Source organism: Candidatus Binatia bacterium (assembly GCA_036563615.1).
Lineage (GTDB): Bacteria > Desulfobacterota > Binatia > UBA12015 > UBA12015 > DATCMB01.
On record DATCMB010000005.1, the window covers coordinates 15,987 to 30,879 of the forward strand.

Sequence of the window (14,893 nt, forward strand, 5' to 3'; positions counted from 1 at the left end):
GGCGACGGCTCGGGCGGGACGCGGCGCCGGCGGCGTCCGCGCTCGAGAGTGCATAGCGCGACGCGCGCGCGCGGACCATCCCGATTTCGCACCCGCCGCCGCTCACACCCCCTGCTCGCCCGCGGCGCGCGCGCGGTCGAGCATCGTCGCCCGGTCGCGCTCGACGTTGCGCGCGGCGCGCCACAGCAAGAGGGCCGCGATCACGTTCGCGAGCAGCGCGATCAGCATCGCGAGCCGCAGATCGCCGAGCGCGGCGCTCAGCCGACCGATGCCGTACGGCCCGAGCGCGAGCCCGATGAAGGTCACCGTCAGCAGGTACGCGGCCGACGCCGACGCGCGCATGCGCGGCAGCACGAGGTCCTGCACCGTCGACGCGCCCGGGCCGATCCACATCGCGCTCGCGAGCGACAGCGGCACGCTCAGCACGTAGACCAGCCAGGTGCTCTCGGTGGTCAGCAGCCAGATCGCGAACGGCGCCGGCGCGATGGCGGTCACGATGCCGACGAGGATGCGGCCGTCGGGTCGCAGGCGGTGCCAGCGGTCGGCGAGGACGCCGCCCAGCGTGACGCCGAGCCAGCCCGCCACCGCCGACGTGCCGCCGAGGATGAGACCGACCTCCGCCTCGCTCGCGCCGTGCACGCGCACGAGGAACGGCGCCACCCAGAAGCCGAGCCCGTAGCCCGTGAAGGCGAGGAACGAGAAGCCGAGGTTCGAGCACGTGAGCGCCGGCGTGCGCAGGATGAGCGAGAACGCCGGACGGTCGCGCAACGCGAGCGCCTGCGCCCACGACACCGCAGCGTAGACGCCGATCCCGAGCGCGATCCACTGCGCGGGCGTTCCGAGCCACGCGGTGAGGAAAGCCGCGCCGACCGCGCACAGCGCGGCGGCAATGACGTTCCACGCGACGACGCGCGCGCCCGCGCGCTCGAGCACGAGGTGCAGCAGCGTGAGCGGCGGCACGACGGCGCGCAGCTCGCGTCCGAACTCGCGCCACGGGTGCGGCTCGGGCCGTGCGACGATGCCGTCCATCGCGCCGCGCACCGGCTCGCGCAGCGTCGCGACCCAGAGCGCGAGCAGCAGCCCCGGCAGCCCGACCGCGAGGAACGCGACCTGCCAGCCGTGCAGGCCAAGCGGCGGCTCGAGCCCCGCCCACGCCGAGTCCCAGCCGTCGACGATCAGCCCGCCGATGAAGAGCCCGAGACCCGCGCCGACGTAGATGCCGCTCGAGTAGATCGCGAGCGCCGTCGCGCGGCGCGCGGGCGGGAAGGTGTCGGAGAGCAGCGAGAACGCGGCCGGCGACGCGCTCGCCTCCCCGACGCCGACGCCGATGCGCGCCGCGGCGAGCTGGCCGAAGTTGCGCGCGAGCCCGGAGAGCGCGGTCATCGCGCTCCAGAACGCGAGCCCGATCGCGATCAGCTTCCGGCGGTCCCAGACGTCCGCCAGGCGTCCGAGCGGGATGCCGAACACGGCATAGAACACCGCGAAGGCGGTGCCGTAGAGAAAGCCGATGTGCGCGTCGGTGACGCCGAGGTGCGCCTTGATGCGCTCGGCGAGGATCGAGACGATCTGCCGGTCGAGGAAGTTGAAGACGTAGACCAAGACCAGGACGAAAAGCACATAATTCGCGTACGGTCCTGGCTCGCTCGCGGTGCTTCGCTGCTCCGGCGTGACTCCGGCGTCGCTCTCGTTCGCGCGCACGCTGCCCCTCCGCTCGGTTGCTCGTACGGCGTGCGCGCTCGCGAGGCGCGCGCCGTCGGGGCCCCGTTGGAGCACAGCTCGGCCTCCGGCGAAAGAGCTTCGCCTCGCGGCGTCGACCGCGCGCGAGAGCGCGCCTGCCACGTGGGAAGAAACGCGACTCCTGGCATCGTGCGGCGCGATGCGGCAATACGACCCGACCGATGGCCTCGCCGACGCTCTCCCGCCTGGCCGTCGTCGCCGCGGCGCTGCTGTTCTCGACCGGCGGCGCCGCGATCAAGCTGGTCTCGCTGCCCGCGCTGCAGATCGCGGGGCTGCGCGCCGGCATCGCGGCGGTGACGCTGCTCGTCCTGCTGCGCCTGCCGCTGCGCTCGTTCGGCGCGGGCTCGCTGCTGACCGGTGCGGCGCAGGCGGCGACGATGGCCCTCTTCGTCATCGGCAACAAGCTGACCACCGCGGCGGCGACGATCTTCCTGCAGTCGACGGCGCCGCTCTACGTGCTGGCGCTCTCGCCAGCGCTCCTCGGCGAGCGCATCCGCCGCGCCGACGTCGGCTTCCTCGCGCTGTTCGCGCTCGGGCTCGCGCTGTTCTTCGTCGACGTCGGCCCGGCACAGGCGACGGCGCCCGATCCGCTGCTCGGCAACCTCGCCGCGTGCGGCAGCGGCCTCGCGTGGGCGGGCACGGTGCTCGGGCTGCGCTGGCTCGCGCTGCGTCAAGGACGCACGGCGCAAGGCGTCGTCGCCGCGCACCGCGCGCTCGGCGGTCCGCGCGAGGCGAATCCGGTCGCGGCGGCGACGGTGCTCGGCAACGTGCTGGTTTTCGTCGGATGCCTGCCGTGGCTCCTGCCGCTGCCGGCTCTCAGCGCCGCGGAGCTCGCGGTCGTGCTCTGGCTCGGCGTCGCGCAGGTCGGGCTCGCGTACTTCTGCCTCGCCTATGGCATCCGCCACGTCCGCGCGTTCGACGTCACCATGCTGCTGCTGCTCGAGCCGGTGCTGAATCCGGTGTGGGCGTGGCTGCTGCACGGCGAGACGCCGGGCGCCTGGGCGCTCGCCGGAGGGGTCGTCATCCTCGCGACCAGCGCGGCACGTACCTGGTACAATCCGCCGCCATGACGACCATCGAATGGATCGCGCTCGCGATCGGCGTCCTGCTGCTCGCCACGCGCATACCGGCTCTCCTCTGGCCCTCCCCGTACCGGACGCGCGTGCTCGCGATCCTCGAGCGCAGCGGCCCCGGACTGATCCGCGCGCTCGGCGCGTTTCTCTGGGTGCTGGTCGTCACGGTGGTCGTGCTCGTGCTGCGCACGCTCACCCTGCTGCAGGGCGTGCTGCTCGTGCTGGCGATCCTGTTCGCCGCGGCGGGCGCCGTCGCGCTGACGCACCCCGACGGCTACCGCCGCATGAGCGAGCGCCTGCTCGGCGGCATGCCGGACTGGGGCCTGCGCCTCGGCGCCCTGGTCGGCGTCGGGCTCGGCAGCTGGCTCGTCTACCTGAGCCTCACCCGTGGCTGACGACAGGCTGCCGCCCACCCGGGTGGCGCACTGGCCACGGCGCAGCGGCAGCGGCACCGAGCGGCGCTTCCTCGAAGGTCCGGCGTCGCGCCTCGCCGAGCTGCGGCGCGCGATCGGGATCTTCGTCGAGTTCATCCGCGGCTTCCGCAAGCTGCACTTCGTCGGTCCGTGCGTCACGGTGTTCGGCTCGGCGCGCTTTCCCGAGAATCACCGCTACTACGCGCTCGGACGCGCGACCGGCGCCGAGCTCGCGCGCGCCGGCTACACCGTCATGACCGGCGGCGGACCCGGCATCATGGAGGCCGCGAACCGCGGCGCGAAGGACGTCGGCGGCTGCTCGATCGGCTGCAACATCGTGCTCCCGCGCGAGCAGCGACCGAACCCCTACCTCGACCTGATGCTCGAGTTCCGCCACTTCTTCGTGCGCAAGGTGATGCTCGTCAAGTATTCGCAAGCGTTCATCGCCCTGCCCGGCGGACTCGGCACGATGGACGAGATCTTCGAAACCTTGACCCTCATCCAGACGGACAAGATACTCGACTTCCCCGTGGTCCTGATGGGACGCGACTACTGGTCGCCGCTGGTCGCGTGGCTGCGCGACAAGATGGTTTCCGAGAGCACGATCGGCGTCGAGGACCTCGAGCTCATGACCCTGACCGACTCGCCGGAGGAAGCAGTCCAGATGATCGTCGAACGTACGCGCGAGAAGACGCAACGCGCACGCGAGGTCGCAGAGACGTCGCTGCCGATCCTCGGCGAGAAGCCGCCCATGCGTGGGGCGGCGTGATGCGTCGCCGGATCGACTCTGCAACGGCCTGCGCGCTCGGCGCGGCGCTGGTACTGGTCGCGCTGGCGACCGACGCGCGCGTCGCAGGCGCGCAGTCCCCGCTCAGTCGCCCGAGCGACGCCGCCAAGGGCGTCGATTTCGCCGCCGCGACGGCCGACGTCCGCCGCATGCTCGGCGAGCTCGTCGCCGCCGACACGACCAACCCGCCGGGCAACGAGGCGCGCGCGGTCGCGGTCGGCAAGAAGTGGCTCGACGAGGCCGGCATCCCCTACCAGGTCTTCGAGTTCGCGCCCGGACGCGAGAACCTGGTCGCGCGGCTCGCGGGCGACGGCTCGGCGAAGCCGCTCCTGCTGCTCGCGCACATCGACGTCGTCGGCACCGACGGCCAGGACTGGTCGACCGATCCGCGCACGATGGTCGAGCAGGACGGCTACCTGCAGGCGCGCGGCGTGAGCGACGACCTCGGCATGGCGGCGCTCGAGCTCGAGGTGCTGCGGCTGCTCAAGCGCGCGCAGGTGCCGCTCGCGCGTGACGTCATCGTCGCCTGGACCGGCGACGAGGAGAGCGGCGGCGGCGGCATCCGCTGGCTGCTCGAGAACGCGCCCGACGCGATCGCCGCCGAGATCGCGCTCAACGAGGGCGGCGGCCTGCGCCTCGACGATCAGGGACGCCCGAAGCTGATCGAGCTGCAGGCGGCGGAGAAGACCTACCAGGACTTCACCATCACCGCGCGCGGCACCACCGGACACTCGTCGACGCCGCACGGCGACAACGCGATCTACCGCCTCGCCGCGGCGCTCGAGCGGCTCGCCAAGCACACCTTCCCGGCGCGCATGCTGCCGGTGACGCGCGCCAACTTCGAAGCGCGCGCGGCGCTCGAGCAGCCGCCGCTCGCGAACGCGCTGCGCAAGCTCGCGGCCGCCGAGGGCGAGCTGCCCGCCGACGCGCTGGAGGTGATCGACCGCGACCCGTCGCTCGCCGCGACCGTGCGCACGACCTGCGTCGCGACGCTGCTCGAGGGCGGATCGCGCGCCAACGCGCTGCCGGCCAAGGCCACCGCGACCGTCAACTGCCGCATCCTGCCCGACGAGACCGTCGAGGACGTGAAGCGCGAGCTCGAGCGCATCATCGACGACCCGAAGCTCGAGGTCGCGGTCGTCGGCGAGTTCGGCTCCGGCGAGCCGTCGCCGCTCGACGGGGCGGGTCCGCTCGCGATCCGCGCCGTCGTCGAGCAGATGTGGCCCGGGCTGCCGATCGTGCCGTTCATGTCGCGCGGCGCCACCGACTCGCGCTACGTGCGCGCGCGCGGCATCCCGGCCTACGGCATCAACCCGATCGGTCTCACCGAAGCCGACGCGAACCGCGCGCACGGCGTCGACGAGCGGATCCCGGTCGCGAGCCTCGAGCCGGCGCTCGAGTTCCTCTACCGGCTGGTCGTCGAGCTCGCCGCGAAGAAGCGCTGACGCGCGACGCCAACGCGCGCCACAGGAGGACACGACGATGAACGATCCCGCCCGCATGCCCGCGGTCGCGCTGGCCGCCATGCCCGGACGCCGCCGTGCGACGCTCGACGTCGCGCGCGAGCTCGAACGCCGCGGCTACGCTGGCATCTATTGCGCGAGCTTCGGCGACGGCCTCGGCCTGTGCGAGGCGCTCGCGCTGGTCACCGAGCGCATCCCGTTCGGCACGGCGATCGCCATCATCTATACGCGCCACGTCAACGACTACGCGCAGACCGCGTCGCTCGTGCACGAGCTCTCGGGCGGACGCTTCCGCTTCGGCGTCGGCGTGAGCCACGGGCCGATCCACAAGCACCTCGGCATCCAGGCGGGGAAGCCGCTCGCGGACATGCGCGACTTCGTCACCCGGCTGCGCGCGGTGCCGCGCGTCGGCGAGCTGCCGCCGGTCGTGCTCGCCGCGCTGCGCGACCCGATGGTCAAGCTCGCCGGCCAGATCGGCGACGGCGTCGTGTTCGCCAACGCCGCGCGCTCGCACATGGCGCACTCGCTCGGCGTGCTGCCCGCGGAGAAGCGCAACGATCCGAGCTACTTCATCGGCAACATGATCCCGACCTGCATCTCGGACGACGTCGCCGCCGCGGCCGCCGTCAATCGCAAGACGCTCTCCGGCTACGTGACGCTGCCGAACTACCGCGAGTACTGGAAGAAGGCGGGCTACGTCGAGGAGATGGAGGCGATCGAGCAGGCGCTCGCGCGCGGCGACCGCGAATCCCTGCCGAAGCTGATGAGCGACCGCTGGCTCGAGGACACGACGCTCTTCGGCCCGCCGTCCAAGGTGCGCGAGGGCTTCGAGAAGTGGCTCGACGCCGGCGTGCGCACGCCGATCCTCGTGCCGTCGTCGGCGGTCGGCAACCAGATGAAGGCGCTCGAGGAGCTGATGGCCTGCTTCGCGCGCTAGGGCTGCGCGTCGGTCGCGAGGAGGCGCGCGAGCTCCTGCTGCGCCTTGGGGTCGTCCGGTGCCAGGCGGAGCGCGGCGCTGAGGTACGTGATCGCCTCCTCGGTGTTGCCGCTCCACAGCGCGACCGCGGCGTCGTGGCGGAACTGCGCCGCGCGGTTCGCGATCACCGCGTCGGCGTTGCGGCGCGCGCGCTCGGCGTCGGCGTGGCGCCCCGCGCGCTCGTAGGCCTCGGAGAGGAGCCGCCAGCCGTCGTGCCAGCTCGGGTGGCGCGTCTGGAGCGTGGTCTCGAGGAGCGCGATGGCGTCCGCATCGTCGCCCATCTCGAGCCGCGCGCGGATCGCGTCTCCCCAGAGGCTCGGGTCGAAGCGCACGTACTCCGTGCTCGTGAGCGCGTCGATCTCGCGTCGCGCCTCCTCCGCGCGGCCCAGCGCGAGCAGCGCACGGCCGCGTAGCGCGCGCACGCGGGGATCGTCCGGCTGCACCGCGAGCGCGGCGTCGGCATCGGCGAGAGCGCCCGCCGCGTCGTCGGCTTCGAGGCGCAGGCGTCCGCGCAGCTCGCGCGCCGCCAGCGAGCGCGGGGCGAGCGCGAGCGCGTCGTCGAGCGACGCGATCTGGTCCGCGAGCGCGAACTCGCCGTGGCCCTCGTCCATCTTGCGGCCGATCGTCACCGCGGCGGCGATCGACTCGCCGCCACGGCCGTGCTTCGTCGCCTCGGCGAGCAGCGTGGTCGCGACCGGCAGGTCGTTGCGCGCGCTCGCGTAGGAGTTCGCGAGCGCGGCGAGCGTCGGCTCGTCGAGCGGCTCGCCGAGCTCCTCGAGCAGCGGCACGACGCCGCGCCGCACCTCGAAGCTCTCCCAGTTCGGCTCGACCGTGTCCTCGTAGAGCATCCACGGCGCGCCGAGCTCGATGAACAGGTTGTCGTCCGAGTTGACGACCGGCGCGCGTCGCGCGAGCGCGTCGACGTCCTCCGGCAGCAGGTAGAGCAGGCTCCAGAGATCGGCGGTCGAGAACGTGCCGATGCGCGCGAGGTCCTCGCGCACGGATGCGGGCAGACGCTCCCAGCGCGGCAGCTCGTCGCGCTTCAGCGGCCGGTTGCTCGCGAGCAGCAGCAGGTCGGCGTGGCCGCGCGAGTGGAAGAAGCCGTAGACGAAGCGGAACTCCGAGCGCAGCGCGGCGAGGATCGACTGCAGCGCGGCGGGCTCCATCGCGTAGAGGTGGATCCATTGCAGGAGCCGCCCGTCGGGCTTCAGCGCGCCGCGCGCGACCGCGAAGAACTCGCGCGTGAACAGGTTCGAGACGCCGCTCATCCAGGGGTTCGAGGGTTCGGAGACGATGACGTCGTACTTCTCGCGCGTCCCCGAGAGGTACGTGCGGCCGTCGTCGACGATCAGCCGCACGCGCGGGTCCTCGAGCGGGCGTCCGTTGACGTCGTCGAAGAAGCGCGACGCCTCGATGATGCCGGGCTCGATCTCGACCGCGTCGATGCGCTCGACCTCCGGGTGGCGCGCGACCGAGCCGACCGTCACGCCGGAGGCGAAGCCGATCACCAGCACGCTCTTCGCGGGCGGCCCGAAGAGCAGCGGCACCTCGCCGAGCAGCACCTGCGTCGACATGTCGATCGAGGTCGAGGCGTCGGTCTTGCCGTTCACCTTGAGCGCGAGCAGCCCATCCTTGCGGTGCACCGACACCGTGGTGTTGAGGCCGTCGCGGTAGAGCAGCATCTCGTCGTCCGCGACGCCCTCGAGTGGCTGCATGGCGATGCCGAAGTCGAGGTGCGCGTCGGGACGGTTGAAGACGCCGCGCGTGAGCGCCTCGGGGTCGAGCGGCGGCGGCGCGACCAGCAGCAGGAGCGCGAGCGCGAGCGGGGTCGCGGCGGCGACGCGCGCGAGCGGCCGCCGCCACGGCAGGCGCAGCAGCACGCTGCCCGCGGTCGCGAAGTTGATCGCCGCGGCGAGCGCGAGCGTCGTGCGCAGCCCGAGGTGCGGGATGAGGACGAAGCCCGCGCAGAACGCGCCGCTCGCCGAGCCGATGGTGTTGGCGAAGTAGACGCGTCCGACGGCGCTCCCCGGATCCGCCGCGTGCCGCGACACGAGCAGCGTCAAGAGCGGAAACAGCGCGCCGAGCACGAGCGTCGGCGGCAGCATGACGAGCATCGCGAGGGCGACCTGCAGGACGAGGATCGGACCCGGGTCGAGCCCGTTCGCCTCGAGGAAGCGCAGGAAGAGGTCGGGCAGGAGCGGCAGGACGAGCGTCGTCGCGAGCGCCAGCGCGCCGAGCGCGAGGAGCCCCGCCGCGAGCAGCGCGAGCGGGTTGCGCGCGGCGTCGATGCGGCCGCGCACCGCGAGGCTGCCGAGCGCGATGCCGGCGAGGAACGCGCCCAGCATGGCGGCGAAGGCGTAGATCGAGGAGCCCAGCACGCTCGCGAGCGCGCGCGTCCAGGCGACCTCGTAGACCAGCGCGGTGAAGCCGACGAGCGCGTAGGACACGAGCAGCAGCGCGACCGTGCCCTGCGCGCGGCGATCCGCCGCTGCGCGCGCGGGCGCCTTCGGCTCGAGCTCGGGCGCTGGCTCGCCGAGCGAAGGCGCGTGCGCGCCCTCACCCGCCGCCACCGCCGCGACACGCGGCAGCGCGACCAGCGCCACCATGCCGACCACGACGTCGAGCCCGGCGCCGAACCAGCTCGCGCCGGTGAGGCCGAGCCACGGCAGCAGCACGAACGTCGCGAGGAACACGCCGGCGACCGCGCCCAGCGTGTTGATGCCGTAGAGCAGACCCGTCGCGCGGCCGACGCGAGCGTCCGCGCGCGTCACCGCCGCGACCAGGAGCGGCAGCGTCGCGCCCATCAGGATCGTGGGGATCAGCAGCACCGCGAGCGCGAGCAGGAAGCGCGTCACCGCCGCCGGCCAGAAGTCGAGCGCGTAGAGCCAGGCGCGGTTCAGCTCCGGGAAGCGCGCGAACGCGAGCGGCACGACCAGCGCGTAGGCGCCGATCGCGATCTCCATGAGGCCGTAGGCGCGGACGCCGTCCGCGATGCGGCGCGACAGCCGACCGCCGAAGAGCCCGCCGAGCCCGAGGCCCAGCATGTACGCGACGAGGATCGTGCTCGCGGCGAGCGTGGTCGAGCCGAACACGAGCCGGAGCTGCCGCGTCCACACCACCTCCAGCACGAGGCTGCCGAGCCCGGAGAGGAAGAAGCACAGCGCGAGGCGGGAAAGCGCACGACGGGGCATGTGCGCGACCGAGCCTAGCACCCCGCGCGCGCGCTCGGGTAGGGTCTTTTGCGCGCCGCGCGCAGGCGACGCTGCCGACGCTGGTGACGCACCGCGACGGCGCGCCACGCGCCTCGCGCGCGCCGCTCAGAGCAGCTCGTCGTCGATCGTGCGCTTCATCAGCAGGTTCGACGGCACGCCCGCCGGGTCGAGCAGCTCGTGCGCCGCCTCGGCGCCGCTCACCGGGAGGCCCATCGGGTCGAGCAGTCCGACCTGCACCAGGGCCGAGGCCTGGTGCCAGTAGATGTGCTCGTGATGCAGCTCGCCGTTTTCGAAGTACGCGACCGCCGCCAGCGCGAGCTCGATCCGCTTGCCGCTCGGCGGCACCCCGGGCAGCAGCCAGTCCATCCGTGGACGGCGTGCGTGCAGCGGTAGATCAGCTCGTCGACGATGCGGTTCTGACCGACGGTCCGCGAGATCGGAATCTGCTCCACGTCGGGCGGCTGGCCGGGGATGACGTAGCGGCCGTAGAAGTGCTGCAGGCCTGGCGCCCCGCTCCGCCGGTCAGGACCGGCACGTGATTGACGTACGCGTGCGCGACCATGGTGTCGCAGGAGGCGGATGCGTCCTTGTCGACGAGCTCCGCTTTCAGGTGCAGCTCCCACAGCTCCACCATCGCGCGCTGCTCCGGCGTCAGCTCGTCATGTCAAGCTTAAACATGGTGGCTCCAGATGCGGTTGCGCTTCGCCACGACGCCGGCGGCCGATCCGAGGTCAGCTGCGGCCGCGCGGCCGGAAGCAGTGCAGCGCGACCTGCCCGCTCGCGGGCACGAAGTCGACCTCGAGCTCGAGCCCGATCCGCAGCTCTTCGAGCGCGACACCGCGCAGCCCGGTCACGAGCCGCACGCCCTCCTCGAGCTCGACCACCGCGACGGGGTACGGCACGTCCTCGGCGAAGCCCGGCACCAGCGCCTGGTGCGTGACCGTCCAGGAGTAGAGGACGCCGCGCCCGCTCGAGCGCTCCCACGCCCACTCCTCGCTGCCGCACTTCGGACACGCCACGCGCGGCGGGTGTCGCCAGGCGCGGCACGCGGCGTTCGCGCAGCGTTGAAAGCGCAGCTCGCCCTGCGCGCAGTACGCGTAGAACTCCGCCGCGTAGCCGCTCGGGTTCGGGGTGAAGCGCACCTGGAAGCCTTCCGCGCTCGCCATGCGATCACTCCCTCCCCAGGATGACGACGCTGCCGTCGCCGAAGTCGCCCCAGCCGGTCACGAGGCCGAGCTCCGCGTCCTTCACCTGCGCGGCGCCCGCCGCGCCGCGCAGCTGACGCGTCGCCTCGATCAGGTGGTTCATGCCCCACATGTGGCCCTGCGAGAGCAGGCCGCCGTGCGTGTTCATCGGCAGCTCGCCGCCGAGCTCGATCCTGCCGTCGCGCACGAATGCACCGGCCTCGCCGCGTCCGCACAGGCCGAGCGCCTCGAGCTGCAGCAGCACGACGTAGGTGAAGCAGTCGTAGATCTGCAGGAAGTCGACGTCGTGCGGGCGGATGCCGGCCATCGCGAAGGCCTTCGGCGCGGCGAAGCTCAAGCCGATGCGGAACATGTCCGGACGGCTCGGGATGTCGTCGGCGGGGTATGGATGGCCCTCGGCGCCGCCGAGGATCACGACCGGGCGATGACGCAGGTCGCGCGCGCGCTCGAGGCTGGTGACGACGATCGCGTTCGCGCAGTCGGTCTCGAGCGAGCAGTCGTAGAGCCGGAACGGCTCCGAGACGTAGCGCGCCGTCAAGTACTGCTCCATGGTCAGCGGCTTGCCGCGCATCAGCGCCTTGTCGTTGAGCTGCGCGTGCTTGCGGCAGGCGAGCGCGATCGCGCCGGTGTCCTCGTCGCGCGTGCCGTAGAGCTGCTTGTGCCGCATGCAGATCCAGGCGTACATCTGCACCGGCAGCATCGCGCCGTACGGCATGTAGTAGTCCATGATGATCTCGGCGAGCGCGCTCGGCGCAAAGCCGATCTTCGGCTGGCGCGCCCCGGGCTTCGGACGGAACGCGGAGTAGCCGTTCCAGCCGACGACGACGAGGACGTTGCGCGCCACGCCGCTCGCGACCGCCATCGCCGCGCTCTGCAGCGCCGCGGTCGGACTCGCGCCGCCCATGTGCACGGTGACCGCGTAGCGCAGATCCTCGATGCCGAGGTTCGCCGCGAGCTCCTCCGTGGTCGTGAAGCCGGGCGGCGGGATGAGGCCGTCGACGTCGGCCATGGTGAGCCCCGCGTCGGCGACCGCCGCGCGCGCCGCGTCGAGCATGAGCTCGACCGGCAGCTTGTCGGCGCCGCGCACGTAGTCGGTCTCGGCGACGCCGACGATCGCCGCCTTGCCGGCGAAGCTCACCGCGTCCTCCTGCTGCCCTTCTGCTTCATTCCCTTCCCCTTCTTCGCCTTCTGCTTCTGTCTCGCCTTCTGCTTCTGCTTCGGGCTCTGCCGCGCCTTCGCGTGCTGCTTCGCCTTCGCCGGACGCGCGCCCCGCTGCTCGCCGCGCCGCGCCGCCTTGCGCGCGCGACGCTCGTCGCGTCGGGCTTCGTTGCGCGCCTCGGGGCGCTCCTTTCTCGGCGGCTCCTCCGCGCGCGTCAAGCGCTCGACGAGCGCGAAGGTCACCTGACGGCGCTTGAGCGACACGTCGGTCGCCTCGACCATCAGCCGGTCGCCGAGCCGGAAGCGCTCGCCGCTGCGGCGCGCGACCAGCATCTGCGCGCGCTCGTCGAACACCAGGCGCTCGGGCAGATCCTCGGCGCGGATCAGACCCTCGACGGGATAGGCCTCGAGCTCGACGAAGATGCCGAACGGCGCGACGCCGACCACCACCGCGGGCTCGGGCTCGAGCAGGTGGCCGAGCATGAACTCGGCCTTCTTGAGGTCGAGCATCGCGCGCTCCGCGTCGACCGCCTCGCGCTCGCGCTGCGAGCTCGAGTCGGCGAGCGGCTCGAGCGCCGCGCCCTGCGCGCGCGCCACGTCGACGCGTCCGTCGAGCACGAGCCCGAGCTGGCGGTGCACGAGCAGGTCCGGGTAGCGGCGGATCGGCGACGTGAAGTGGCAGTAGCAGCGGAACGCGAGCCCGAAGTGGCCGACGTTCTCCGTGCTGTAGCGCGCCTGGGTCAGCGAGCGCAGCACCTGGCGCGAGAGCACGGTGGTGAGCGGATGCGCGGCGATGTCGCGCAGGACGCGCTGCACGTCGGGCGGCTCGACCGTCTGCTCGTAGTCGACGTGCATGCCGAAGGCGGCGAGGAAGTCGTTCAGCGCGTCGATGTCGTCCGGCCGCGGCGGCTCGTGGATGCGGTACGGCAGCGGCACGCCGCGCTCCTCGAGGTGGCGCGCCACCGCCTGGTTCGCCTCGAGCATGAACTCCTCGATCATGCGGTGCGCGTCGTTGCGCTGCGAGAGCCGCAGCCCGATCGTGCGCCCTTCCTCGGAGAGGTCGACCAGCGCCTCGGGCAGGTCGAGGTCGAGCGAGCCCGCGGCCATGCGGCGCGCGTAAAGGCGGCGCATGAGCTCGTGCATGCGACGGAGCTGATCGAGCAGCGGCGCGAGCTCCGCGCGCCAGGCGTCGATCTGCGGCGTGTCGGCGGACGACAGCACCGCCGCGACCTGCGTGTAGGTGAGCCGCGCGCGGCTGCGGATCACGCCGCGCGTGAAGTGCGTGCCCTGACGCTCGCCGTGGCGGTCGTAGTCGATCGCCACCGCCATGACGAGGCGGTCGCGGTCGGGCTTCAGCGAGCAGAGCTCGTTCGAGAGCCGCTCGGGCAGCATCGGGATCGCGCGGTCGGGGAAGTAGACGCTGGTGCCGCGCAGGATCGCCTCGCCATCGAGCGCCGAGCCCGGGCGCACGTAGTGCGAGACGTCGGCGATCGCGACCCACAGCCGCTGCCCGCCGTTCGGACGCGGCTCGAGGCAGACGGCGTCGTCGAAGTCGCGCGCGGTCTCGCCGTCGATCGTGACGAACGGCAGCGCGCGCAGGTCCTCGCGGCCCGCGAAGTCCGACTCCGCCGGATCGAGCGGCAGGCGCTCGGCCTCTGCCGCGACCTCGGGCGGGAACTCGATGCGCAGCCCGTGCTCGAGCGCGATGGTGAGGAACTGCACCTCGGGGTCGTTGGCGTCGCCGAGGATGCGCTCGAGCGACACCACGGGCGGACGCGGCGGCGCCGGTCCGCGCACCACGCGGCCGACCGCGAGGCGGCCCTCGTCCTGCGAGCTCGGCTCGATCCCGCCCTCGACGGCGAACACCGGCAGCACGTCGCTGTCGGGCAGCAGCACCCATGGCAGCGATCTGCGTCCGCCGGTTCCGGGCAGACGCGGCATCCGGCTCCGGCGCAGCTCGCCGACCACGAGCTGCGCCGCGCGCCGCACGACGCGCACGATCTCGCCGACGACGCGGTCGCCGCCGCGCGGCCCGCCCCGCGTCCGGCGCACGATGCGCGCCTCGACGACGTCGCCGTGCATCGCCTCGCCCTCGTCGCCGGCCGGGATGAAGATGTCGCTCGGGTAGTCGCGTCCTTCCTCGCCGAGGACGGCGACGAAGCCGTAGCCGCTGCGCGTCCGGCTGTAGCGGCCCTCGACCTTCGCGTGGTGGCGCAGCCGCAGCGCGCTTTGACGACGGCTGCGCGCGTCGCGCGCCGCGCCGTCCGTACGTCGGGCGACGCGCTGCACGTCGATCGGGCGCAGGAACTGGTAGCGCGTCTTGCCGACGCGCCGCAGGCGTCCGCGCTCGACCTCGCCCTCGAGCAGGCGCACGAGGCCACGACGGTCGTAGCGCTCGAGCTCGAGCCGTCGTGCCAGGTCGTTGACCGACAGCGGGCGCGGCGCTGCGCTCTCGAGCGCCGCCACCAGCTCTTCCAGGAGCCGCTCGTCCTCAGCCGTCATCCCGCTCCGTCTATCGAGTCCGGGGGGCGGGGGCGAGAGCCGGGACGCTCTCGGCGCCATCGGGGTGACGCACGGGCGTCGCCCCTGTCATGAGCTTGACGCGATCCGCGGGGCACGCAGCTCGCCGGGTCAACGAAGATGCGGGTTTCGCGGGGGAGCGCGCTGGCATGCGAGGTGCTCCTTGCTCGAGCCATCACGCAGCGTCGCACGGGGCCGAGGGGTGCTCGTGGGGATGGGCTGGACGAAGGTCGGCGGCGCTGGTGATCGTGGATGGGTGGTGGTGATGGGGGACGTCGGCGGGCGCGCGGGCGCCCGCGCCGACGCGATTCAAAGGATCGATCGGGCGTGGGGTGACGGCAGCAGGAGG

General features: G+C 72.8%; 11 protein-coding genes. 5 read left to right on the forward strand and 6 right to left on the reverse strand.

What is annotated here, in order from left to right:
• Window positions 1–102: 102 nt before the first annotated feature.
• The gene (locus VIS07_02745; protein HEY8514411.1) at window positions 103–1,698 is read right to left on the reverse strand and encodes an MFS transporter; all 1,596 of its coding nucleotides are present in this window, start codon (window positions 1,696–1,698) and stop codon (window positions 103–105) included.
• Window positions 1,699–1,898: 200 nt separating this feature from the next.
• Here VIS07_02745 and VIS07_02750 point away from each other — a divergent pair, with 200 nt between their 5' ends.
• Genes VIS07_02750 through VIS07_02770 form a run of 5 tightly spaced genes read left to right on the forward strand, consistent with a single transcriptional unit; the run spans window position 1,899 to window position 6,410 of the window.
• The gene (locus tag VIS07_02750; GenBank protein HEY8514412.1) at window positions 1,899–2,807 is read left to right on the forward strand and encodes a DMT family transporter; all 909 of its coding nucleotides are present in this window, start codon (window positions 1,899–1,901) and stop codon (window positions 2,805–2,807) included.
• Window positions 2,804–3,205, forward strand: coding sequence for a hypothetical protein (locus VIS07_02755; protein ID HEY8514413.1), 402 nt, complete (start codon window positions 2,804–2,806; stop codon window positions 3,203–3,205). Before VIS07_02750 ends, VIS07_02755 begins: the two co-directional genes overlap by 4 nt.
• Window positions 3,198–3,992, forward strand: a complete 795-nt coding sequence (locus VIS07_02760; GenBank protein HEY8514414.1) for a TIGR00730 family Rossman fold protein — start codon at window positions 3,198–3,200, stop codon at window positions 3,990–3,992. Before VIS07_02755 ends, VIS07_02760 begins: the two co-directional genes overlap by 8 nt.
• The gene (locus tag VIS07_02765) at window positions 3,992–5,455 is read left to right on the forward strand and encodes a M20/M25/M40 family metallo-hydrolase (protein HEY8514415.1); all 1,464 of its coding nucleotides are present in this window, start codon (window positions 3,992–3,994) and stop codon (window positions 5,453–5,455) included. Before VIS07_02760 ends, VIS07_02765 begins: the two co-directional genes overlap by 1 nt.
• A 37-nt stretch (window positions 5,456–5,492) precedes the next feature.
• A complete protein-coding gene (locus tag VIS07_02770) occupies window positions 5,493–6,410 on the forward strand; it encodes an LLM class flavin-dependent oxidoreductase (GenBank protein ID HEY8514416.1) in 918 nt (305 codons plus the stop codon).
• On the opposite strand, the gene VIS07_02775 is transcribed toward VIS07_02770, so the two are convergent.
• The 5 genes from VIS07_02775 to rnr form a co-directional block, all read right to left on the reverse strand.
• Entirely contained in the window at window positions 6,407–9,640 is a 3,234-nt protein-coding gene (locus VIS07_02775) for a fused MFS/spermidine synthase (protein ID HEY8514417.1), read from the reverse strand. The two genes, VIS07_02770 and VIS07_02775, sit on opposite strands and share 4 nt — an antisense overlap.
• A 126-nt stretch (window positions 9,641–9,766) precedes the next feature.
• Entirely contained in the window at window positions 9,767–10,027 is a 261-nt protein-coding gene (locus VIS07_02780; GenBank protein HEY8514418.1) for a hypothetical protein, read from the reverse strand.
• A gap of 365 nt (window positions 10,028–10,392) precedes the next feature.
• A complete protein-coding gene (locus VIS07_02785) occupies window positions 10,393–10,827 on the reverse strand; it encodes an OB-fold domain-containing protein (protein ID HEY8514419.1) in 435 nt (144 codons plus the stop codon).
• Between the two features lie 4 nt (window positions 10,828–10,831).
• Complete coding sequence (locus VIS07_02790) at window positions 10,832–12,004, reverse strand: transporter (GenBank protein HEY8514420.1); 1,173 nt, start codon at window positions 12,002–12,004, stop codon at window positions 10,832–10,834.
• Window positions 12,001–14,526 (reverse strand): ribonuclease R, encoded by a 2,526-nt coding sequence (gene rnr, locus VIS07_02795; GenBank protein ID HEY8514421.1) that lies wholly within the window; start codon window positions 14,524–14,526, stop codon window positions 12,001–12,003. The genes VIS07_02790 and rnr overlap by 4 nt, the downstream gene beginning before the upstream one ends.
• Window positions 14,527–14,893: the final 367 nt, after the last annotated feature.